This window comes from uncultured Algoriphagus sp. (assembly GCF_963974835.1).
In the GTDB taxonomy this organism is placed as follows: Bacteria; Bacteroidota; Bacteroidia; order Cytophagales; family Cyclobacteriaceae; genus Algoriphagus.
Map to the genome: position 1 here is coordinate 1,290,300 of NZ_CAXBET010000001.1, position 22,415 is coordinate 1,312,714.

Genomic DNA, 22,415 nt, shown 5'->3' on the forward strand with positions numbered 1-22,415 from the left:
CTGCTTAATATTGCACCGCATTTGAATAACTAAATCAAACCCAAATATGGCTTACATTGAACCGGCTCCGATTAAGGACAAAGAAAATCCTTTGGAGTCAATGATGGAAAGATTCAACATTGCAGCTGAAAAGCTAGGCCTCTCTGATGAGGTGTACAATGTCTTGAAAAATCCTGCCAAACAAGTAATCGTTTCCCTACCTATCACGATGGACAATGGAAAAATCCAAGTCTTCGAAGGTATAAGGGTAATCCACTCCAATATTCTTGGCCCGGCAAAAGGCGGAATCCGCTTTGCTCCAGATGTACATATCGATGAGGTACGCGCATTGGCGGCATGGATGACGTGGAAATGTGCTGTAGTGGATATTCCCTATGGTGGTGGTAAAGGCGGTGTGAGATGTAATCCTAGAGAAATGTCTAAGGGAGAAATCGAGCGTCTGGTCAGAGCTTATACTTTATCCATGCTGGATGTTTTTGGGCCAGACAAGGATATTCCGGCTCCGGATATGGGTACGGGACCTAGAGAAATGGCCTGGCTTATGGATGAGTATTCTAAAGCCAAAGGGATGACTGTCAGCTCAGTGGTGACAGGAAAGCCACTTGTACTTGGCGGATCTCTTGGAAGAACTGAAGCTACCGGACGTGGAGTTATGGTTTCCGCTTTGGCAGCCATGCAAAAACTGAAAATTAATCCTTTCCAAGCAACTTGCGCAGTGCAAGGCTTTGGAAATGTGGGTTCTTGGGCAGCAAGATTGCTGGAAGAAAGAGGCTTGAAGATCGTTGCTATTTCTGATCATACAGGAGCTTTTTATAACGAAAAGGGTATCAACATCGTAGAAGCTATCGAGTACCGTGACGCGAATGGTGGTAACCTTGAAGGATTCACAGGTGGAGAAAAGATGTTGGATGCTGGTGATTTGCTGATATTGGAAATAGATGTATTAGTACCAGCTGCGGTCGAAGACGTGATCACAATTCACAACGTTAATGACATCAAAGCAAAGCTGATCGTAGAAGGTGCAAATGGACCAACATCCGCAAAAGCAGATGCTATAATCAATGAAAAAGGAATTATGGCAGTGCCGGATATTTTGGCAAATGCGGGCGGTGTAACCGTTTCCTACTTCGAGTGGGTACAAAATAGGTTGGGCTACAAATGGACTGCTGACCGGGTAAACCGTCGTTCAGACAGAATCATGAAAGATGCGTTTGATACGGTCTACCAGACTTCATTGAAGTATGAAGTGCCGATGAGAATTGCAGCTTATATCGTTGCTATTGATAAAGTTGCGAAGACATATACATTCAGAGGAGGATTCTAAGCCTATTCTATCGAAAGAATATTTTATCTTTGAGGCGTGGGGAAATCTCCACGCCTTTTAGTTTTAAACATTATGACTATACACAGAGAAGGACGAGTTTTGTTATTTTGGCTGCTGATTATCTTGGTAGCTGGTAATTACTTAATCATCTATTTCATGCCGGATGCAAGGGTACTTTCTAATGTTGCTGTATTAGGAAGTATTTTATTGTATCTGATTATACTGCAGTTTTTCCGAAGTCCGATTTTTAAACTTCCAACAAATGAAAACTTGGTCTATGCTCCTGTTGATGGGAAAGTTGTAGTGATTGAAGAAACTTTGGAAGAAGAATACCTTAAAGAAAACCGTAGACAAGTGTCGATTTTTATGTCTCCCATCAACGTGCACATTACTAGATCTCCCATAAAAGGAATTGTGGAATTTTTCCAATATCACCCTGGAAAATACCTAGTAGCTTGGCATCCTAAGTCAAGTACTGAGAATGAACGTACTTCTATGGTGGTAACTCATGAAAATGGCACAAAACTTATGGTTAGGCAGGTCGCAGGAGCAATGGCCAGAAGAATCAAATGGTATGTGAAACCAGGATCTGAATTAGCTTCGGGGGGAGAATTCGGATTTATTAAGTTCGGCTCCAGAGTGGATGTATACCTTCCTTTGGATGCTGAAATCTTAGTTGACCTTGAAGAGAAAACCAAAGGAGGAAGAACTCCTATTGCAAGGTTAAAATGAAAACTTCAGCTTTCAAGTGAAATACTTTTAGATTAGTTTGAATTTCTATAACGATTAAAGTCTTTAGTTCGTAGGGGATATATTACTAAAATTTTTATCCTATGAGATCCTTATCCTTACTTATTCTAGCATTTATTTCTATTTCACTAATTAGTTGCTCTGATGCCGAAGAGCCGAGATCTCCATTAATTGGTACTTGGGAAAGCCGAAATTACTCGGACTCCTTAGATGTATGGTTTGTGGATAGTTATAGCTTTAGAAATGACAGTCTTTTTGATATTGCTTCTACAGTTAGAGAATCTGAAATAGGAGAGGATCTAGGCTATAGACTGGTTTCCACTTCTTGGTACAATTTAGAGGGGGATATTTTTCAATATTATTATGATGATGCGCTAATTCATTTCGGAGGTGGTGAAAACGCTCCATTATATGTTCCAAAAAAAGATTTGTCTCCGGGGATAGTAGACTTTTTCAGGGTACCAAAAGGCAAGTTGACCTTTTCCAGTGATTTGCGTCAATTTACTTTTCAGGAAGATTGCTGGAAAATAAATCCAAATAGTGACGACTGTATTGAATTTCCTTCCGAAACCTTTGTGAGAGTCGATTAAGCAGATTTCCTGCTTCTATACACATAATACCCCAATCCCAAAGTCGTAAGAAAAAATATCGTGGTAGTCCATTCAAATGTTCTTCGGGTAGAGAGCATTTCTTCAATAGATTTGTCCCGATTAGCAACTGCTCTGCGGAGAGCCTGTACATCTTTTTCTTGTTTAAAAGCTATGGCTTTGTAGTCTTCACCAGTTTGGGTGGCTGTAGTAGTTTCAATGTCTCCTATCATCCGAAGTTCGTCCATGATCAGATTGTCCTTTGCGATAATGCGCTCCAGCCACTCATTGGTCTCAATCATATCTTTTTTGGTACGGTTACCAAAAATTCCTGATTTTTTACTCTCTGATTCCTTCCATTGCTGGGTAAGTGCATCTCGATCCTGAACCATCTTTTCGAGCTTAGCCTGACCAGCTTCAGTGAACTGCGGGGAGAAAAAATTTAAGAACAATAGGAGTGTTGTGATGGTCATTTTACTTATGGATATAGAATGGCGAGTCTTGCCAACTCTCGATATAGGTCGATAAGTTTATTTTTTATATACAGAAAAGCAAGTAGTAGCTCAGCTATAAAATGAATAACCCTCAGACTAAATTTCCCCTGATTCAATATCTACTATCTAATCTTTAATCGGCGAGAAATTTGAATTAGCTTCTTGTATTTCGAAGTTTTTGCGTGATTCAGAATTTTTGATTTCTTGTCCTGTAGAATTAGCTTCAATTTGAAATGCTAAAGGCAATGTTTTTTGCGGGAGTTCGGAATGATAACTATTGGAGTAAATTTGCAGTGGTAATAGAAACAGCCATGTAAAAATTGCAGTTTTCATATGTTAATTAATGAAAGGTTGGTGGTTTTATATAACCTTATCCAAACTACATTCCAACTGGCAAATTATTTCTTCCAGCCTCGCGTCATTTCTTTTTTGCCAGGAGGTCCAGGCAATGTTTCTACTTCTAGCCCCAATTCCTTCAGGTCTCTTTTCAATTGACCGGTTGCGCAGTATGTAGTAAAGATCCCTCCGGGATTAATACTCTCACAAACTTTATTTAGAGCTTCCTTCGTCCACATTTCAGGTTGTTTGCTTGGTGCAAAAGCATCATAAAAAACCACATCGGTAGGATAAAGTTTCACATCTTGAAGTGTGGACTTTTCCTTTTTCATATTAAAATATTCAGACATAATAATGCCTTGGTCCCAATCAGCTTTGTGCAATCGCTGCAAATATGGTTTATAATGAAAAATCGCATCGTCCATATCTCCATAATTGAGCTGGGAATAAATGTTCTCAGTTAGTGGAAATGGCTCAATGCTATGGTATAGAACAGGAACTTGATTTTGCTCAGCCCATACCAGTGTAAGCCAGGCATTCAATCCTGTACCAAAGCCCACTTCAAAAACCCGAAGCGGCTTTTTCTTTGGGTTATTAATTATCCAAGAATCCAATCCATAAAGCATGAACACGTGGATAGATTCTTTGAAAGCTCCATGGAAACTGTGGTAGGTTTCTTTTAATTCTTCATTATATAATGAGTGTGAACCATCCTCTGTGGTGATTATTTTCAGATTTTCGCTCATACGGAATAAATTAATGCGGTGCAGTAAGCTGATATCCCTTCTTGTCTTCCTACAAATCCTAGTTTCTCGGTCGTTGTTGCCTTGATGGAGATGTCATTTTCCGCAACATTCATTACTTCTGCAAGGCACTTTTTCATTGTTGGGATGTGCGGGTTGACTTTCGGAAGTTGGAGGCATATAGTTGAATCTAGATTACCAACTTCATAACCCGCTTCCCTTAGAAGAATCATAACTTCGGAAAGAAGAATTTTGCTATCAATACCTTTATACTTTTGGTCTTGATCGGAGAAATGAAATCCAATGTCACGCAAATTTGCAGCTCCTAGCAGCGCATCGCAAATCACATGGATCAAAACGTCAGCATCGGAATGACCGACTGCACCTTTTTCATATTCTAATTTGATTCCACCCAACCAGAAGTCGAAGCCTTCTTTAAGTTGGTGGACATCGTAGCCGAATCCTATTCTGAATTTGTTCATGCAGGTAGAGATTTATAATATAATACAGAGGAGTTTTCTTCACGGATTATGCGATTTGCCCAAGTCATGATTTCATCTCCTTTGATTTTTGATTTATTTTCAAATTCCTCGTAGTAAAGGTTTGGATTTCCAAGCTGCGCATAATTAGCAAAATTCATAGCGCGATTGAGCACTTGAATGGATTCATAGGTTTTCATTGCCTCACCCTGATTCTTGACTTTTTGGAGTGCATGATCAGATATTTCAGAAGTCAAAAATTTGGACACTACCTCGTCCAATGCTTGTTCGGCCTCTTCTGCTGAGACTCCAGACTCCATTTTTCCAGAGAAAATTACTAATCCAGGATCAATGGAACCCAAAATATAAGCTCCTACTGCAGCAAATAACTTCCCGTTTTTCACCAAGCTCTGCTCTAATAGGGAAGATTTGCCATATCCAATAATATCCGTGATCAGGTCTGCTTCCAAATATCCCGGAGCCAGTTTTGCGGGCATTTTATAGGCCTTGTATAGAGCGTCAGTAGGAACAGATGCCTCTACAGTTTTCGTTCTTTTGGTCGTTTGGGTCGGCTCTAGTGGAATTTGATGGTTTGATTGGGTAAGATTAGGAATGGGTTCAAACCATTTCTTCGCCAAGCGGGCTACCTCGGCTTGATTCACCGCCCCTGCTACCACCAATACTGCATTGTCGGGACGATAGTTTGCTTGGTAAAACTCCCACACATCTTCTTGTGTGTAATTAATGATATCATCCAGACTTTGACCTATGGTCGGCCAGCGGTACGGATGTGTAGTATAAGTCATATCCCTTAAATGATGAAAAACATCTCCATAAGGCTGATTGAGGTAGCGCTGTTTGTATTCTTCCATGACTACTTTTCTCTGAGTTTCGATCGTCTTTTCACTCAGAGTCAGTTGGAGCATACGGTCCGATTCCAGCCAAAATGCTGTTTCCAGATTGGAAGCCGGAATCGTGATGTAGTAATTTGTGATGTCTGGGCTGGTAAAAGCATTGCAGGCACCGCCGACCCGCTCCAGCTCCCGGTCAAAAACAGGAACATTAGCCGAGCTTCCAAACATCAAGTGCTCAAAGAAGTGTGCCAGCCCGGTTTTACCGAGCTTTTCATTTCGGGATCCAACTTTATATAGTAGGTTGAAAACGGCGATTTTACTGCCATGATCTTCATGGACTATTACTTCCAGTCCGTTTTCTAGGAAAAATCTTGTGTAGGGTAGCATAATTATAGCTTGCAAAGCTAAGACAATTGGCAATTCTGACTAATTGAAGTAAGGGAATTTAACAAAACCTAAGTCCTATAGCTTCACTTTAATTATTTGCACTCCCTTTATAGAGTGCAATCCAATTTTTTTTTGAAAAAAAAGCGAACTTTGGAATGATTGCTTAAGTTAGCTCCCCAATAATAACCATCAGCTCCGCTCCCTTATGAAATCGAGCATGGCTCAAATATCATATACTATAATGATTATAATTTATGCGAGATTCCATGTGGCCTTTGAAAATCAAATTCTAAACACATGAAGAAACATTGCGTAGAACTCCAGCAAACCGGACAGTTTTCACAATTTTTTTTAGATTATATAGGAGGGAAAAAAGAGTTGACTCCTTTTTATTCCCACTCGCCAAAGCTTGGAAGCTTTGAGCAGGCGATTCAGCAAAAGATTTTTTCGTCAGAAAAGCGAAAAGTGATAGTAGACGCACTGCAAAGTCAATATGCAAATCTTGAAGTTAGTTACGCAGTATCAAAGAATATTGATGCTTTGGGATCCCAGAGTACGTTCACTGTGACTACGGGGCACCAGCTTAATCTGTTTACAGGGCCACTTTATTTCATATACAAAATTGTTTCGACAATCAACCTGGCTAAAGAATTAGCTGAAGCATATCCCAAGTTCAAGTTTGTGCCTGTTTATTGGATGGCCACGGAAGACCATGATTTTGATGAAATCAATTATTTTAAGTTAGACGGTAAAAAATATCAGTGGAAGTCTGAGCAGACCGGAGCAGTTGGAGATTTTGAGTTGGATGATAGTTTTAAAGAGTTTTTAAAGTCGGTGTCCTTTGCTCCGGATATTTTTAAGGAAGCATATGCTACTTCTAAAACTCTTGCAGAGGCGGTTCGCAAGTATGTAAATGCGCTATTTGGTGAAGAAGGTTTACTGATCGTGGATGGCGATGATGCAAACTTGAAAAAGGAGTTTGCTAAGGTTATGTTATCAGATTTATTTGAGCATTCGCCCTATGAAAAAGCAACACAAGCGACCAAGGCTTTGGAAGATCTGGGTTACAGTAGTCAAATATTTCCCAGAGAGGTAAATTTTTTCTATTTAGATAAGCGAGTTCGGGAGAGAATTGAGAAAATGGAATCGGGTTTCGGAGTAGTAAATACCGATTTGAGATTTACAGACGAGGAGATGAAAGCGTTGGTGGAAAATCATCCAGAGCGCTTGAGTCCTAATGTAGTGTTGCGACCATTGTATCAGGAAGTCATTTTGCCAAACCTGGCCTATTTGGGTGGCCCTGCCGAGGTAGTATATTGGCTTCAGTTAAAGAATGTATTTGAACATTTTGAAGTTCCTTTCCCTGTCCTTTTGCCCCGTAATTTTGCTTTGATCCTCAATGAAAAAGCACAACGTAAAATGGATCAGCTAAATTGGGATGTTGAAGATTTGTTTGTAGACGTAGCTAGTTGGAAAAGGGATTTTGTGAAAGCAGAGGCGAGCATAGATATAGAGTTGGACAAGGAAAAAGAAGTAATTTCTAAGCTTTTTGAGTCTAAAGGAAAAGAAGCTGCTGGGTTAGAGAAAAGTCTGGAGAATGCTTTTGAGGCTGGAAAAGTACGATCCTTAAAGATTATTGATCAAATGGCCACAAAACTTCGTAAGGCAGAGGAACGGAGATTACATACTCAGATTGAAAGAGCCTGTTGCATTCAGGAGCTAGTAAAACCAGGGGGAAGCCCACAGGAACGTGTGGTGAATATGATGCAGTTCTACTTGAGTAATCCCGGGTTAATCCAAGAACTTTTGGACTGTTTTGATCCACTGGACTTCAGAATGATGGTTTTGACAGATGAATCTTGATAAGCCTCAGCTAAGAATTTTTTATAAGGAACTCCGGGCGTCCCTTTCGGACGCGGAGCTAGAGAGTAAGTCCTTACAGATAACGGAGCAGTTAAGATTTTTTTTGGAAGAAAGAAATGACCTTACCCATTTCCATTTATTTTTCCCTATTCCCAATCAACGCGAGATCAATACCTATGCAATCAAATCATTTTTGGAAAAAAGAGGAGCCATTATCTACACCTCGAGGGTAGAATCTCTCGCGCTCACATTACAGACTTTGAAGTTGATTCCGGGCACAAACTTCCGTTTTGATAAATGGAATATTCCTATTCCTGTAGATTTTGAATTAGTGACAGATGAGCTGATTCAAGTTGTGTTTGTTCCACTTTTAGCTTTCGACAAGAAGGGGAACAGAGTAGGTTTTGGAAAGGGATATTACGATAAATATTTATCCAGCCTGGCAGCGTCCGTACTGAAAGTTGGTCTAAGTTTCTTTCCTCCGGAGCCAAATATTCCTTCTGATTCGCATGATATACCGCTGGATTATTGCATAACCCCGGAAAATATCATTACTTTTTAATCAGGTTTAATCAATCAAGTTATGAGATTTATTATTGCCGTGGCATTTGCTGCTCTTTTTATCGTGTTCTTATCTGTTCAGTATTCCCAGGCTCAGTTTAGGGATTATAATACCATGATCGGAATTACTGCTGGGACAAATATTGGTGGGACAGTAAAACATTTTATTTCGGAACCTGGAGCCGTCGATCTTTTAGTTTATAGGAGATGGAAAGGATGGGTTGCGGCAGCTTTGTATGAGCATCATTTGGACATTAGGGAATTGAGAGGGTTGGAATGGTATTTTGGAGGTGGAGGTCACGTTGGGAATTGGAAAAAAGACAAAGGTGAGCCACCCTGGGTGGATCCTATTGATCAGGATTATACCGCTTATGGGATAGATGCAATTTTAGGGCTTGAATATAACTTCAATAGAAGCGCGTTTTCTTTAGGCGTATATTGGAAGCCAGCATATAATTTTACAAACTTTACTGATCTTTGGGAGGATGAAGCAGCCTTCACTTTAAGATATGCTCTATAATTTAGTGAATCTGATAAAATATTAAACCGACTTTTGCAGTTTTGACAGAAAATTGGCCAAAATGATGTCAAAATGGAACCTAATTATTTGATTTTTTCATTTTAACCGACTCAATATTTTGCAGACTCCTAATTAACAAAATATTATTCTGATAATTAGCTTTAAGCAGTGTTTGATTCTATTTTATCCTACTAAGCATCAAATATCTTCTACAAAAATTTTTTTTAACCGAATTGAAATATTTTTTTATTTCGTCCATCTAACTCGATTCTCAAAATTTTATTTCGTAAATGAGAGAAAGTCAAAGTATTTGAGTTAATATTTGTTAACTGAATCCACGAATCCGAATATTCGATTTTTGAGACCAATCAAACCAGCATAGAACCATTTATTAACTTTTTTAGCTTAAAATTTACTTTTACAGTACAAAAATTAACATATACTTCTAATTAGGCCAATACAATTAGATTATATAATAAAAAAATATAAATATAACGGAAAGAGGTGTAGCTGTAAGGCAATTTTGATATTCACATTAAAGGGATTTTATTTACGTATCAACTAAACTAAATACCTTATGAGAAAAGCTTTACTCTTTGTTGTTGCGCTTTTCACCTTGACCCTCAGTTATGAGGTTTCGGCGCAGCAACGGGTAATTACCGGAACGGTAATTTCCGAAGAAGACGGTCTCGGATTGCCGGGTGCAACCGTCCTCGTTAAGGGTACTACAGTGGGAACCACTACCGACTTGGACGGTAATTATTCCATTACGGTGCCAGCGGGTTCTGATGTATTGATTTACTCTTTTGTGGGATTAAAGTCTTCAGAAGAAGTAATCGGTAACAGAACAATTATTAACATCACTCTAATGACCGATGCAGCACAACTGAACGAAGTAGTTGTGACAGCGATAGGTATTGAAAGAGAGAAAAAGGCTTTGGGCTATGGCGTGACCACTGTAGGTGACGAACAGCTTGAAAACAGACCTGAGCAGGACGTTGCCCGCGTATTGCAAGGAAAAGTGCCAGGTGTGAACATTACTTCCACTAACGGGATGTCTGGTTCAGGTACCAACATGGTAATCAGAGGATATTCTTCTGCTACCGGCTCCAATCAGCCATTGTTTGTAGTGGATGGTGTGCCATTTAATACCAGCACAAACAGCACAAACGGCTTTACTACTGGTGGTGCAGCCACCTCCTCCCGATTCTTGGATATTGATCCAAACAATATCGAGAGCATGTCAGTATTGAAAGGCCTTTCTGCTACAGTGCTTTATGGAGATCAAGGTAGAAATGGTGTAATCTTAATTACTACCAAATCTGGATCTTCTAAGAGAAGAGCAGCTGAGGTTACTATTAACCAGTCATTATTCTCTAATAAGGCGGCTTCTTTGCCTACTTATGGAGAAGTCTATGGTAATGGTTTTCAGCAAGCTCCGGGATTCTTCTTCTCAAATTTTGGACCTAGAATGGACCAAGGTTTAACAGTAAATCACCCTTATGCTACTTCCTCTGTCGCTTCTGTAAGAAATGCATTTCCAGAGTTTTGGGTAGATGGTATCGTAGGTGGTACTCCAGTGCAATATGAATACAAAGCATATGAAGACCCTTCTACAGCTTTCTTTAGAACCGGGATGGTAGCCAATACCTCAGTACAGATCGCAGGCGGTTCAGACCGCACTGGATTCAGCGCGAGTTTTGGGTACACTAATGACGAAGGATTCACCCCTGGTAATGAGTTGGAAAAATACAACTTTGGTTTGGGTGTGAATTCAGCCGTGACTGATAAGCTTCATATCAACTCTTCTTTCACATTTGCTATTACTGATCTAGCATCACCTCCGGTAAATGCGGCATCGGGATCCGGTCCATCAGGTGGGATCCCTTCAGTATTTGCACACGTGTTGTATACTCCTAGATCTGTGGATTTGGCAGGTTTGCCATTTGAGAATCCAGTAGATAATAGTTCTGTTTACTACAGAGGCGGCAATGATATCGTGAATCCTCTTTGGCTAGCAAAGTATTATACGAACACATCTGATGTGCATCGTTTCTTCAATTCCACCTCTTTGGTATACGATTTTACTGATGACTTCTCTCTTACTTATAGAATAGGTCTGGATACTTATACTGAAAAGCAGGAGAAAAAGTACAATAAAGGCGCAGGTAGTGGGAGTGCTGCTATCCAGTCTGGTTTATATAGTACTGCCAACATCACCAATACAATCTGGAACCAGGACTTGGTGTTGAACTGGAAAAAAGAATTCTCCGATAGATTCGGCATGAGTGCATTGCTAGGAGGTAACTCCAGATACGATTATTTCCTTAGAGACGGGATAGAATCTCAGGGCCAATTGGCTTTTGGGCTATTCAATCACTCCAATTTTACAAGCTCCTCTCCTGCAGGCCTTAACTATATGGAAGAGCAAAGAAGAATGGGGGTTTATGCAAACTTGACATTTGATTACGATAGCTATCTGTATTTAAACTTGTCTGCCAGAAATGACTGGACTTCTACAGTAGAAGAAGAAAACAGAAGAATTCTGTATCCAGGAGCTTCAGTTTCTTTTATTCCTACTACAGCTTTCAACTGGAATTCGACCACATTAAATGAATTGAAGCTAAGAATGGCTTACGGTACTTCTGCAGGTTTCCCTAGTCCATATAATACGCGAAATACCTTAGCTCAGAATGCTATTGCATTCTCTAGAGACGGTTCATTGACACAAACTCATTCTGTGTCAAATACTTTAGGAAATCCTAACTTGAAGCCAGAGCTTCAAGAAGAATTGGAGTTTGGTGCAGAAGCAATCATGTTTAATAACAAGCTAAGCTTCGACCTTTCATTATATGAAAAGAACACAAGGGATTTAATTACTCAGGCTCCTATAGATCCAGCAACAGGATTTACACAAACTACTATCAACGTAGGTAAAATCAGAACCAGAGGTATAGAATTTCAGGCTAACGTAACTCCTATAGCTACAGCTTCTGGATTTACTTGGAACTCAATTGTCAACTGGAGTTTATACAGATCTGTAACCATGGAACTCGGTGGAGGATTACAAGAAATTGTAATTGCCGGTTATACTGATTTGGGGAATTTTGCAATTCCTGGTGAACCATTTAATGTGATTAAAGGAACCGGTTTTGCCAGAGATCCTGACGGCAACCCAATTGTGCTTTCAGATGGTGTCTATCAGGCAGATCCTGAATTGAAAATAATAGGAGATCCAAATCCAAAGTGGACAAGTTCGTGGATCAATACATTTTCATTCAAAGGTTTCACATTGATGGCAATGATGGAGTACAGACACAAGGGTGATGTGTATTCTAATACAGTAACTGCAACTCTTGCCAGAGGGGTGACCAAAGATCCGGTAGCTGATAGAGAGCTTGCCTTTATTATGCCTGGAGTTAGAGAAAATGGTCTTGATGCGGATGGCCAAATGACATATGTTCCGAACGACATTATGATTTCTGCTTCCGATTATTTCTTTTCTGGATATCAGGGCAGAACTAACGAACCTAATTTATTTGATGGTTCTATGATTCGTCTTCGTGAAGTATCATTGGGTTATGAGCTACCTAAAGGTCTAATAGCTAAGACGCCATTTAAAAGAGCTTCTATTGCAATAAGCGGCAGTAACCTATGGTTTGTAGCGTTAAACTTCCCTCCGAATATGAACTACGATGTGGACGTGCTAGGGACAGGTGTTGGTAACGGTTTAGGTTTCGACTTTGTGACTGGACCGAGCTCTAAAAGATTTGGTGGAACTGTAACTCTTGCATTCTAATTCCAAAACTAAAATACTATGAAAAAATACATATATAGTTTGTTGTGTGCGGCAACCATGTTATTTGCTTCGTCTTGCGATCTTGATTTGCTTGACAATCCAAATGCGGTAACTGCTTCGACAGCTTCTCCAGATTTCATCCTTAATAGAATTCAGCTTGATTACAAAGATTTCTATCAAAGCATCAGCAATACGGGAATGTCTTTGACAAGAATTGTAAATCAGGGAAGTGCACAATATGAAAGTGCTTATACCGCCACTTCTACCAATGGATGGTGGACTGATTCCTATGCAGATATCCTTGCTGATATTGCCTTTCTTGAGCCTTTAGCTGTAGAAGGCGAATTACAAAGACACTTAGGAATTGCTAAGACTATTAAGGCGATGGTTTTATTTAATTTAGTTGATGTATATGGGGATGTACCATATTCTGAAGCGTTGGATCCATCTAATTTTAATCCTAAAGTAGATTCCGGAGAATCCATTTATGAAGCAGCATTTACTATTCTGAATGAAGCAGCAGCTCACTTTACTGCTACTTCTGCTGGTACACCAAACGATTATTTCTATAATAGAGATTATACTAAGTGGATCAAATTGATCAATACCCTTAAGTTGAGATATTATTTGAATTTAAGACTTATTGATGAAGCAGGTTCTAAGGCAGGTATATCTGCTTTGGTGGCAGAAAACAATATGTTAAAGGTGGGTGATGACTTCATCTTTAGATTCGGAACATCCACTGCGAACCCGGACTCTAGACATGGTAACTTCGTAGGATCTTACACTTCTGGTGGAGGTACTTATCATTCTACTTATTACATGTGGCACATGACTGAGGCTAAAGGGTTTGATGATCCGAGAGCCCGTTTTTATTGGTATCGTCAGGTAACTGTAAACTCTCAAAGCGTAGACGAGATAGAGTGTATTACTCAAATCGCCCCTCCTCATTATTTGGCAGGTGGGTTCATTTATTGCTTGCCTGGTGAAAGAGGGTACTGGGGTCGTGACCACTTAGATCCAGACGGTGTTCCACCAGATGGATTGAAGAGAACAATGTGGGGCCTTTATCCGGTAGGTGGAAGATTTGATGACGATTCAGCTTCGCCGACTAATAGTACTTCACTTGGTGCTCAGGGACAAGGCTTATACCCAATAATGCTTGGTGCTTATGTGGACTTTATGCTTGCAGAGTATGCTTTGGAAATAAATGGAGATGCTGTAGCTGCTAAAACCTATATGCTTTCTGGAATCGAAAAACATATGAACTATGTAAAAGACTTCGCACTAAGTACTCAGGAAGCTGGAGCTATCAATGCATTTTTTGATGACCAGGATTCTTCTCTTGATGAGGACATAGACGCTTATTTAGCATATGTTTCAGCAGAGTATGACAGAGCTCCAAATCCAGCGGTGCCTAGCAAAATGTATGTTATTGGTCGTGAATATTGGTTGTCTCTTTATGGTAATGGCGTAGAGGCATATAACCTGTACAGAAGAACGGGTGAGCCTGGAAACATGCAGCCGGGTTTGGAAGGTAATGTAGGTGACTTCCCACGTTCATTCCTTTATCCTAACGTCTATATGGTAACTAACACAAACGCTCAGCAAAAAACAGGATTGTTGGGTAGTCAGGTGTTCTGGGATAACAATCCTTCAGGTAACGATTGGATTAATTAACCAAATAATTTAAGAAAAATATGAAAATGTTAAAATATAGTTTTGGCTTTCTCTTAGGTGCTTTGGTTTTCCTAAGCTCATGCAGAGATTTCGTCGAGCCAAATATCCCTTATTCAGAATTTGATACCGGTGCTTATCTCCGTACAATTGACAGAACAAGCGTGGATTTTGATTTCACAGACATTGCAAATTCTACATTTGCCCTCACCTTAGAGGCTGTGGATAAGGAAGATGGTGCAACAGTTGAAACGGTGGAAATTAATGTGCAGCACAGGAGATTAATTCCAGGTGTTGGCTTGGAATATACCCCAGCTGCTGGACCAGTCTTAATTAAGACGCTTCAACTTTCAGATTTTGCTCCAAATAATGATTCAAGGTTCCTTAGAACTAGTTTTGTAATTACTGCTGCGGAAGCATTAGCTGCAGTTGGTTTGAACTCGAGTGACCTGGATTGCGATGACGTTTTTGAATTCAGTGTCATTTTAAATGACAAGTTTGGTCGCTCTTTTAATAGAGACAACGTTTCTGGAAACATTGCTGGCGCTCCATTCTATGATTCTCCATTTCAATATTTTGTTGATGTAGAATGTGAATAATTTTAATAAGTAGTTTTTGAAGTAAAGCAGCGCTCAAAAGGCGCTGCTTTTTTTGTTCTACATCTTTCCCATATTTCAGATACGTCTTATTGGAGCAGGAAACTCCAATTATTTTTGCATTCATCTCTATAAAAGGCAATGCTGAAATCCATCAAGCTTGAATGATAAGTTTTGTATATTTGGAAAGTCAAATAAGCAATTTTTTATTCCAATTTTAAGAAGTTAGCTTTGGGTTCTTCTTCAAATATTAACAATGGATAAGTTTTCTTATATCGCTAACGCTCATGTGTCTTATATAGATGAGCTATACTCTTCTTACAAGAGTGACCCAGAATCAATCGACCCAAGTTGGAAAGAGTTTTTCGATGGCTTTGACTTCGCGCTTACTAATTATGGTGAGGAAGAAAATGCTTCATCGTCAAATGGCAAAGCCTCTGCTCCTCCTGCCAAAAATGGTGCGCTGGCTACCCCAGGCACTATTATGGACATGGAGCAATTACCAAAAGAAATAAAGGTAAGAGCATTGATCCATGCCTATAGGTCCCGAGCTCATTTAAGGTCTAAGACTAATCCTGTACGGGAGCGAAGAGATAGAAAAGCATTGATTGATCCCCAAGACTTCGGTTTGGGTCAGGATGATATGAATACCGAATTTCAAGCCGGAAATGAGATAGGAATAGGAACTGCTAAGTTTTCCAAAATTCTAGAATCTCTGAAATCAATTTACGAAGGATCCGTAGGATTTGAATATTTATACATTCGCGATCCGGAGATGTTGGATTGGTTTAAAACTAAAGTAGAAAAAGATGCTTTGGCGTTTAATCCTACACATGAAGAGAAAAAAAGAATCCTTTCGAAGCTAAATCAAGCGGTAGTTTTCGAAAACTTTTTGCATACCAAATATCTTGGACAAAAGCGTTTTTCCCTTGAAGGAGGAGAAAGTACAATCCCGTTCTTGGACGCAGTGATTAATACTTCCTCCCAATTGGGAGTGAAGGAAGTGATGATTGGCATGGCTCACCGTGGCCGATTGAATGTTTTGGCAAATATCATGGGCAAAACCTACGAACAGATTTTTTCTGAATTCGAAGGTACTGCAAAGCCTGATTTGACGATGGGCGATGGTGATGTAAAGTATCACATGGGATATTCCAGTGACATCGTTACACATTCTGAAAATAAAGTCCACTTGAAACTGGCCCCGAATCCATCTCATTTGGAAGCTGTTGATCCTGTAGTTGAGGGTTTCCTTCGTGCAAAAATCGATTCTGAATACAAGGGTGATGTAACAAAAGCACTTCCTATTTTGATTCATGGTGATGCAGCTGTAGCTGGACAGGGAATCGTCTATGAAGTGACGCAGATGGAAAGCCTGAAAGGTTACAATACTGGAGGAACCATACACTTTGTAATCAACAATCAGGTGGGCTTTACTACTGATTTTGACGACGCGCGTTCTTCTATTTACTGTACCGATATTGCAAAGATCATTGACGCGCCAGTTATTCATGTGAATGGAGATAATGCAGAATCTGTTGTTTTCGCAGCAAAACTTGCTGCTGAGTTCAGACAGAAATTCAGCCGTGATATTTTTGTGGACATGGTCTGCTACAGGCGGCATGGACATAATGAGTCTGATGAACCGAAATTTACCCAGCCAGAACTTTATAATATTATCTCCAAGCATCCGAATCCAAGAGAAATTTATGTGAAGCGTCTAGCTGAGCGGGGTGATGTGGAGGCGAAGTTAGCTTCGCAAATGGATGAGGAATTCAGACAATTGCTTCAGGATCGCTTGAATCTAGTGAAGGAAAAACCACTTCCATATCAGGCAACCCGATTTGAGCAGGAGTGGAGCAGTTTGAGAAGATCCAAGCCAGAAGACTTTGATCAGTCGCCACAGACTGGCGTAACTCAGGAGCAAATAGAAAAAGTAGCAGAAGCTCTTACTGTAATCCCTAAAGGATTTAAACCGCTTAAGCAGATTGAAGCTCAGTTGAAACAAAGAAAGGATATGTTTTTCAAGTCAAAATCATTGAACTGGGCAGCAGCAGAATTGCTTGCTTACGGCGCTTTGACATTAGAAGGAAAGACAGTTCGATTGACTGGGCAAGATGTCCAAAGAGGTACATTCTCGCACCGTCATGCGGTACTGCACGACGCTAATACTAATAAAGCCTACAATTCTCTCAAGGAAATGAAGGATAGAAAAGGTGAATTCTATATCTACAATTCACTTCTTTCTGAATACGCGGTTTTAGGTTTTGAATATGGTTATGCCATGGCAAATCCAAATGCACTTACCATCTGGGAAGCACAATTTGGTGATTTTGCCAATGGAGCGCAGACTATGATTGACCAGTTTATCACCTCTGGTGAATCGAAATGGCAAAAAATGAACGGTTTAGTAATGCTTCTTCCTCATGGTTATGAAGGCCAAGGACCGGAGCACTCTAATGCCCGTCCGGAAAGATTTCTTCAGCTTGCTGCTGAATACAACACTGTTGTCGCTAACGTAACTGAGCCGTCTAACTTCTTCCACTTGTTGCGGAGACAGTTGGCTTGGGAGTTTAGAAAGCCTTGCATCGTGATGTCACCTAAGTCATTGCTGAGACATCCCAAGGTCGTTTCTCCACTTTCAGAATTTACGTCTGGCACATTTAGAGAAGTACTTCCAGATACTACTGCGAATGCAAATGATGTGAAGCGTGTGGTGCTTTGCTCTGGAAAGATTTACTACGATTTGGAAGAAGCAAGAGAAAAAGAAAAGGTGAAAGATGTTGCAATCGTAAGAATTGAACAACTTCACCCACTTCCTAAGAAGCAAATGCTTGAAGTATTGGCTGCATATCCCGAGGCTGAGGTTGTGTGGGTTCAAGAGGAACCTTCCAACATGGGCTATTGGAATTATATTCTTAGACTCCTCTACAATGAGTTGCCAATGGAAGTAATCGCCCGTAAAGCAAGTGCTTCTCCTGCAACTGGATATAATAAAGTCCATGTGGAAGAGCAAAAGAACATTATTGCTCAAGCACTTAAATTGAAATAATTACAGCTCTTTTTATAAAGACATCCAAAATAATCGTATCATTTTGTTCCTCTCTTTTTGACTACAAAAGAGAAAAAAAGAAAAACTTATGAGCAAAGAAATTAAAGTCCCAGCGGTAGGAGAATCCATCACGGAAGTAACTATCGGTCAATGGTTTAAAAAAGATGGAGAGGAAGTTCAGATGGACGAAGTCCTTTGTGAACTGGAATCTGATAAAGCCACTTTTGAGTTGCCGGCAGAAGCTGCGGGTGTCCTTAGAATCAAAGCCCAAGAAGGTGATGTACTGGAAATAGGAGCTGTGATCTGTGAAATTGACGAAACTGGAACTCCGGGTAAATCTGAGCCAGCTCCTGAAGCTGCACCCAAATCAGAAGAGAAATCCTCGGAAACAAAAGCTACAGGAGAAGTAAAAGAAATGGTTGTGCCGACTGTTGGTGAGTCTATCACGGAAGTTACCTTGGCAAACTGGATAAAAAGTGACGGAGATTATGTGAAGTTGGATGAAATCATCGCTGAGGTAGATTCTGATAAGGCTACTTTTGAATTGCCAGCTGAGGCATCAGGTATTCTTCGTCATGTGGCGCAAGAAGGAGATGTGCTTGAGATTGGTGGAATGATCTGTAAAATCGAAGTGACGGAAGGCGAGCCAACGGCTGCGGCTAGTTCTGAATCTTCTTCTGAATCAGCTCCAGCAGCTGCCTCAGGAAATACAAACTATGCTACTGGACATGCATCTCCAGCAGCTTCGAAGATTTTAGCAGAAAAAGGAGTTTCTCCTGAGTCTGTAAAAGGATCTGGAAAAGACGGTAGAATTACTAAAGAAGATGCTCAATCTGCTCAAAAAGCTGCTCCAGCTCCAGCAAAAGCTGAAAGCAAACCAGCGGCGGCTTCTGCTCCTGCACCAGTTTCTGGATCTAGAAACGAGCGAAGAGAGAAAATGTCATCTTTGAGAAAAACAGTCGCTAAGAGATTGGTTTCTGTAAAGAATGAGACAGCCATGTTGACCACATTCAATGAGGTGAACATGAAGCCGATTATGGATTTGAGATCCAAATTCAAAGAGCAATTCAAAGAGAAGCATGGCGTAGGACTTGGTTTCATGTCCTTCTTCACCAAAGCTGTTTGCGTAGCGCTTCAGGAATGGCCTGCTGTAAATGCTAAAATTGACGGAAACGAAATCGTTTACAACTATTACTGTGATATCTCAATTGCCGTTTCTGCTCCAAAAGGACTTGTTGTTCCGGTAATCAGAAATGCTGAAATACTAAGTTTTGATCAGGTAGAAAAAGAAGTGGTTAGACTAGCTACAAAAGCTAGAGACAACAAGCTTTCAATAGAGGAAATGACTGGTGGTACATTCACATTGACTAACGGAGGAATCTTTGGTTCAATGATGTCAACACCTATCATCAATGCTCCACAATCTGCAATCCTAGGAATGCACAACATCGTTCAACGCCCAATGGCTGTGAATGGTGAGGTTGTTATCCTTCCGATGATGTACTTGGCACTTTCTTATGATCACAGAATCATCGATGGCCGTGAGTCAGTTAGCTTCCTGGTTCGAGTAAAAGAATTGCTTGAAGATCCTACAAGATTGTTGTTTGGAGTTTAATTGTTGTACAAAGTACCAAGTACAATGTACAACGTGTTGGAGCATAGGTAATCATGTTGTTTTGGGTTAAATTGATAGCTGATTTTTAACCTAAAACACAATCCTATGAATCGTTTCAAAGAATTACTTGTTTGGCAAAAAGCCATCGATTTAGCTGTTGAAGTTTACCATATCACCGAGAAATTACCTAAAGAAGAACGGTATGGTTTGATAAGCCAGATCAATAGAAGTGTTATTTCGATTCCATCAAATATTGCTGAAGGTGCAGGGAGAAACACAAGTAAAGAATTTAATAATTTCTTGGGAATAGCCCAGGGATCCTCTTTTGAATTAGATACTCAGTTGATTATTTCTAATCGCCTGAATTTTATTTCGAGAGAAGAATATCAAAAAGTAGAATTACAGCTTGAGCATATTCAGAATATGATTGCCAAGCTTAAGAAAAGTCTAAATGTTTAATTTCCGGATACTTGGTACTTTGTACTTAGTACCTGGTACAAAGACAATAAAATGTACGACGTAATAGTTATAGGCTCTGGACCAGGTGGATATGTAGCAGCGATTCGCTGTGCGCAACTTGGGTTGAAAACCGCCATTGTTGAAAAATACCCAACGCTAGGAGGGACTTGCTTGAATGTGGGTTGTATCCCGTCCAAGGCATTGTTGGATTCCTCTGAGCATTATCATAATGCAGCTCACACTTTCGAAACTCACGGCATTAAGTTGAGCAATTTGAAAGTTGATTTGAAGCAAATGATTACCCGTAAGAATGATGTGGTAAAGCAAAATACAGATGGGATTGATTACTTGATGAAGAAGAACAAAATCGATGTTCATCAAGGAGTTGGCTCTTTTGTAGATAAAACTACTGTGAAAGTGACTAAAGATGACGGTTCTGCTTCTGATATTCAGGGTAAAAACATCATCATAGCAACCGGTTCTAAACCATCTACTTTGCCTTTCATCAAGATTGACAAAGACAGAGTAATCACTTCTACTGAAACTTTGAACTTGAAAGAGATTCCAAAGCATCTAGTAGTTATAGGTGGCGGAGTTATCGGCTTGGAGCTAGGTTCTGTGTATGCGAGATTAGGAGCGAAAGTTTCTGTCATTGAATTTATGGATTCATTAATTCCTACCATGGATCGCACCATGGGCAAAGAACTTCAGAAGTCTTTGAAGAAAATAGGTTTCGAATTTTTCCTAAAGCATAAAGTAACATCTGTAGAAAGCAAAGGCGAAGAAGTAACGGTGAAAGCTGAAAATTCAAAAGGCGAGACAGTAGAAGTAAAAGGCGATTATGTCTTGGTTTCTATAGGTAGAAGACCATACACCGAAGGATTGAATGCGGAAGCTGCAGGTGTGAAAATCACCGACAGAGGTCAAGTGGAGGTGAATGATCATCTTCAGACTAATGTGCCAAATATCTATGCAATCGGTGATGTTGTAAAAGGCGCAATGCTAGCTCACAAAGCTGAAGAAGAAGGTGTTTTTGTTGCTGAGACTATTTTGGGTCAAAAGCCGCATATCAATTATAACCTGATTCCTGGTGTAGTTTATACATGGCCGGAAGTAGCTGCAGTTGGATATACCGAAGAGCAATTGAAGGAAAAAGGCATCAAGTACAAAGCTGGTAAATTCCCTTTCATGGCTTCAGGCCGTGCAAGAGCTTCCATGGATACTGATGGCTTGGTGAAAGTCTTGGCAGATGCTGAGACAGATGAGATTCTTGGCGTTCACATGATCGGCCCAAGAACTGCTGATATGATAGCTGAAGCAGTAGTAGCAATGGAATATAGAGCATCTGCTGAAGATATCGCCAGAATGTCTCATGCTCATCCGACTTACACAGAGGCTTTCAAAGAAGCTTGTCTAGCTGCTACAGACAATAGAGCGCTACATATATAAGTCAATAAATATAAATTTAGAATGAGCCATTCGGAGAGATTTGAATGGCTTTTTCTTTGGTCGAATTTTTGGTTTAATTAGCGTATGAAGTTTAAAATTGCCATTATCGGCGCTGGGAATGTTGCTTGGCATCTCGCTCCAGCCTTAGAAGATGCAGGACATGTCATCACAGAGGTTTATGCGCGCACGATAAAAAGTGCAGAGAATATAACTGGTCGGGTTTATGCGGGAGAGCCCAAAGATGATTTGGATTTTTCAGCTAGTGAGGCAGATATTTTTATTTTGGCGGTCAAAGATTCCGCGATACTTGAAGTCGCAGATGAGATAATTTTGCCAGAGGATAGTATTCTAGTCCATACTTCAGGTTCAGTTGCTTTAGATATTTTAAATTATAGCTCGGCTACTTATACTGGTATTTTTTACCCTTTGCAGTCCTTTACCAAAGGACGAAAAATTGAATTTGATGAAATTCCTTTTTTGCTGGAGTCTGATGATGAAGAGACTTTGCAAAAACTTAAAAAGCTAGCTAAAAGCTTATCCCCTCTGACTTATACTGTGAGATCAAAAGATAGGAAAGCCATGCATATTGCAGCTGTTTTTGCAAGCAATTTCTCCAATCATATGATTAGAATAGCGGAGGAAGTAATGCACCGGCAAGGATTGGATTTTGAAATGCTCAAACCGCTGATTATTGAGACGATTTCCAAAAGTCTTCAGATAGGAGCGAAGGCTGCTCAAACAGGCCCTGCAATTCGGGAGGATTATGAAACCCTGGAAGACCATCATCGCTTTTTGAGCTATAATGAGAATTTTGCTGAGATCTATAGATTGGTCTCTCAGGATATTATAGATAGTTAATCAGCGGAGAAT

19 protein-coding genes are annotated in these 22,415 nt (G+C 40.1%); 14 read left to right on the top strand and 5 right to left on the bottom strand.

Annotation, left to right across the window (positions count from 1 at the left end):
- The first annotated feature begins 46 nt into the window (after nucleotides 1–46).
- From AACZ73_RS05780 to AACZ73_RS05790, 3 genes are all read left to right on the top strand, one after another.
- Nucleotides 47–1,324 carry a Glu/Leu/Phe/Val dehydrogenase gene (locus AACZ73_RS05780; protein WP_339876212.1) on the top strand — a complete coding sequence of 426 codons (1,278 nt, stop codon included), beginning with the start codon at nucleotides 47–49 and terminating at the stop codon, nucleotides 1,322–1,324.
- 72 nt (nucleotides 1,325–1,396) lie between these two features.
- Nucleotides 1,397–2,056, top strand: a complete 660-nt coding sequence (locus AACZ73_RS05785; protein ID WP_339876214.1) for a phosphatidylserine decarboxylase family protein — start codon at nucleotides 1,397–1,399, stop codon at nucleotides 2,054–2,056.
- A gap of 101 nt (nucleotides 2,057–2,157) precedes the next feature.
- Nucleotides 2,158–2,664, top strand: coding sequence for a hypothetical protein (locus tag AACZ73_RS05790; protein ID WP_339876216.1), 507 nt, complete (start codon nucleotides 2,158–2,160; stop codon nucleotides 2,662–2,664).
- Here AACZ73_RS05790 and AACZ73_RS05795 read toward each other — a convergent pair.
- From AACZ73_RS05795 to AACZ73_RS05815, 5 genes are all read right to left on the bottom strand, one after another.
- Entirely contained in the window at nucleotides 2,661–3,134 is a 474-nt protein-coding gene (locus tag AACZ73_RS05795; protein WP_339876218.1) for a Clp protease ClpB, read from the bottom strand. The two genes, AACZ73_RS05790 and AACZ73_RS05795, sit on opposite strands and share 4 nt — an antisense overlap.
- Before the next feature lie 147 nt (nucleotides 3,135–3,281).
- Entirely contained in the window at nucleotides 3,282–3,488 is a 207-nt protein-coding gene (locus AACZ73_RS05800; protein WP_339876220.1) for a hypothetical protein, read from the bottom strand.
- Nucleotides 3,489–3,553: 65 nt separating this feature from the next.
- Nucleotides 3,554–4,237 (bottom strand): tRNA (5-methylaminomethyl-2-thiouridine)(34)-methyltransferase MnmD, encoded by a 684-nt coding sequence (gene mnmD, locus AACZ73_RS05805; protein ID WP_339876222.1) that lies wholly within the window; start codon nucleotides 4,235–4,237, stop codon nucleotides 3,554–3,556.
- The gene (gene ispF / locus AACZ73_RS05810) at nucleotides 4,234–4,716 is read right to left on the bottom strand and encodes a 2-C-methyl-D-erythritol 2,4-cyclodiphosphate synthase (RefSeq protein ID WP_339876224.1); all 483 of its coding nucleotides are present in this window, start codon (nucleotides 4,714–4,716) and stop codon (nucleotides 4,234–4,236) included. The genes mnmD and ispF overlap by 4 nt, the downstream gene beginning before the upstream one ends.
- Nucleotides 4,713–5,954 (bottom strand): pitrilysin family protein, encoded by a 1,242-nt coding sequence (locus AACZ73_RS05815; protein WP_339876353.1) that lies wholly within the window; start codon nucleotides 5,952–5,954, stop codon nucleotides 4,713–4,715. Before AACZ73_RS05815 ends, ispF begins: the two co-directional genes overlap by 4 nt.
- Nucleotides 5,955–6,251: 297 nt before the next feature.
- Here AACZ73_RS05815 and bshC point away from each other — a divergent pair, with 297 nt between their 5' ends.
- From bshC to AACZ73_RS05870, 11 genes are all read left to right on the top strand, one after another.
- Entirely contained in the window at nucleotides 6,252–7,817 is a 1,566-nt protein-coding gene (gene bshC / locus AACZ73_RS05820) for a bacillithiol biosynthesis cysteine-adding enzyme BshC (RefSeq protein WP_339876226.1), read from the top strand.
- Complete coding sequence (locus AACZ73_RS05825) at nucleotides 7,807–8,379, top strand: 5-formyltetrahydrofolate cyclo-ligase (RefSeq protein ID WP_339876228.1); 573 nt, start codon at nucleotides 7,807–7,809, stop codon at nucleotides 8,377–8,379. The genes bshC and AACZ73_RS05825 overlap by 11 nt, the downstream gene beginning before the upstream one ends.
- A 21-nt stretch (nucleotides 8,380–8,400) precedes the next feature.
- Nucleotides 8,401–8,898: a hypothetical protein gene (locus AACZ73_RS05830; RefSeq protein ID WP_339876229.1), complete on the top strand. Its 498-nt coding sequence runs from the start codon at nucleotides 8,401–8,403 to the stop codon at nucleotides 8,896–8,898.
- 577 nt (nucleotides 8,899–9,475) lie between these two features.
- On the top strand, nucleotides 9,476–12,697 hold the full coding sequence (locus AACZ73_RS05835; protein WP_339876231.1) for a SusC/RagA family TonB-linked outer membrane protein: 3,222 nt from the start codon (nucleotides 9,476–9,478) through the stop codon (nucleotides 12,695–12,697).
- Between the two features lie 18 nt (nucleotides 12,698–12,715).
- On the top strand, nucleotides 12,716–14,377 hold the full coding sequence (locus AACZ73_RS05840) for a SusD/RagB family nutrient-binding outer membrane lipoprotein (RefSeq protein WP_339876233.1): 1,662 nt from the start codon (nucleotides 12,716–12,718) through the stop codon (nucleotides 14,375–14,377).
- Between the two features lie 26 nt (nucleotides 14,378–14,403).
- On the top strand, nucleotides 14,404–14,973 hold the full coding sequence (locus AACZ73_RS05845) for a hypothetical protein (RefSeq protein ID WP_339876235.1): 570 nt from the start codon (nucleotides 14,404–14,406) through the stop codon (nucleotides 14,971–14,973).
- 253 nt (nucleotides 14,974–15,226) lie between these two features.
- Nucleotides 15,227–18,022: a 2-oxoglutarate dehydrogenase E1 component gene (locus AACZ73_RS05850; protein WP_339876237.1), complete on the top strand. Its 2,796-nt coding sequence runs from the start codon at nucleotides 15,227–15,229 to the stop codon at nucleotides 18,020–18,022.
- A gap of 88 nt (nucleotides 18,023–18,110) precedes the next feature.
- On the top strand, nucleotides 18,111–19,637 hold the full coding sequence (gene odhB / locus AACZ73_RS05855; RefSeq protein ID WP_339876239.1) for a 2-oxoglutarate dehydrogenase complex dihydrolipoyllysine-residue succinyltransferase: 1,527 nt from the start codon (nucleotides 18,111–18,113) through the stop codon (nucleotides 19,635–19,637).
- Nucleotides 19,638–19,742: 105 nt separating this feature from the next.
- Nucleotides 19,743–20,096 carry a four helix bundle protein gene (locus AACZ73_RS05860; RefSeq protein WP_339876241.1) on the top strand — a complete coding sequence of 118 codons (354 nt, stop codon included), beginning with the start codon at nucleotides 19,743–19,745 and terminating at the stop codon, nucleotides 20,094–20,096.
- Between the two features lie 51 nt (nucleotides 20,097–20,147).
- A complete protein-coding gene (gene lpdA / locus AACZ73_RS05865) occupies nucleotides 20,148–21,545 on the top strand; it encodes a dihydrolipoyl dehydrogenase (protein WP_339876242.1) in 1,398 nt (465 codons plus the stop codon).
- Between the two features lie 84 nt (nucleotides 21,546–21,629).
- Nucleotides 21,630–22,403 carry a Rossmann-like and DUF2520 domain-containing protein gene (locus AACZ73_RS05870; protein WP_339876244.1) on the top strand — a complete coding sequence of 258 codons (774 nt, stop codon included), beginning with the start codon at nucleotides 21,630–21,632 and terminating at the stop codon, nucleotides 22,401–22,403.
- Nucleotides 22,404–22,415: the final 12 nt, after the last annotated feature.

What these genes read in the sequence shown, in the direction of transcription:
- AACZ73_RS05780 (WP_339876212.1), top strand. Translation starts at nt 47, where the DNA reads ATGGCTTACATTGAACCGGCTCCGATTAAGGACAAAGAAAATCCTTTG.
- AACZ73_RS05785 (WP_339876214.1), top strand. Translation starts at nt 1,397, where the DNA reads ATGACTATACACAGAGAAGGACGAGTTTTGTTATTTTGGCTGCTGATT.
- AACZ73_RS05790 (WP_339876216.1), top strand. Translation starts at nt 2,158, where the DNA reads ATGAGATCCTTATCCTTACTTATTCTAGCATTTATTTCTATTTCACTA.
- AACZ73_RS05795 (WP_339876218.1), bottom strand. Translation starts at nt 3,134, where the DNA reads ATGACCATCACAACACTCCTATTGTTCTTAAATTTTTTCTCCCCGCAG.
- AACZ73_RS05800 (WP_339876220.1), bottom strand. Translation starts at nt 3,488, where the DNA reads ATGAAAACTGCAATTTTTACATGGCTGTTTCTATTACCACTGCAAATT.
- mnmD (WP_339876222.1), bottom strand. Translation starts at nt 4,237, where the DNA reads ATGAGCGAAAATCTGAAAATAATCACCACAGAGGATGGTTCACACTCA.
- ispF (WP_339876224.1), bottom strand. Translation starts at nt 4,716, where the DNA reads ATGAACAAATTCAGAATAGGATTCGGCTACGATGTCCACCAACTTAAA.
- AACZ73_RS05815 (WP_339876353.1), bottom strand. Translation starts at nt 5,954, where the DNA reads ATGCTACCCTACACAAGATTTTTCCTAGAAAACGGACTGGAAGTAATA.
- bshC (WP_339876226.1), top strand. Translation starts at nt 6,252, where the DNA reads ATGAAGAAACATTGCGTAGAACTCCAGCAAACCGGACAGTTTTCACAA.
- AACZ73_RS05825 (WP_339876228.1), top strand. Translation starts at nt 7,807, where the DNA reads ATGAATCTTGATAAGCCTCAGCTAAGAATTTTTTATAAGGAACTCCGG.
- AACZ73_RS05830 (WP_339876229.1), top strand. Translation starts at nt 8,401, where the DNA reads ATGAGATTTATTATTGCCGTGGCATTTGCTGCTCTTTTTATCGTGTTC.
- AACZ73_RS05835 (WP_339876231.1), top strand. Translation starts at nt 9,476, where the DNA reads ATGAGAAAAGCTTTACTCTTTGTTGTTGCGCTTTTCACCTTGACCCTC.
- AACZ73_RS05840 (WP_339876233.1), top strand. Translation starts at nt 12,716, where the DNA reads ATGAAAAAATACATATATAGTTTGTTGTGTGCGGCAACCATGTTATTT.
- AACZ73_RS05845 (WP_339876235.1), top strand. Translation starts at nt 14,404, where the DNA reads ATGTTAAAATATAGTTTTGGCTTTCTCTTAGGTGCTTTGGTTTTCCTA.
- AACZ73_RS05850 (WP_339876237.1), top strand. Translation starts at nt 15,227, where the DNA reads ATGGATAAGTTTTCTTATATCGCTAACGCTCATGTGTCTTATATAGAT.
- odhB (WP_339876239.1), top strand. Translation starts at nt 18,111, where the DNA reads ATGAGCAAAGAAATTAAAGTCCCAGCGGTAGGAGAATCCATCACGGAA.
- AACZ73_RS05860 (WP_339876241.1), top strand. Translation starts at nt 19,743, where the DNA reads ATGAATCGTTTCAAAGAATTACTTGTTTGGCAAAAAGCCATCGATTTA.
- lpdA (WP_339876242.1), top strand. Translation starts at nt 20,148, where the DNA reads ATGTACGACGTAATAGTTATAGGCTCTGGACCAGGTGGATATGTAGCA.
- AACZ73_RS05870 (WP_339876244.1), top strand. Translation starts at nt 21,630, where the DNA reads ATGAAGTTTAAAATTGCCATTATCGGCGCTGGGAATGTTGCTTGGCAT.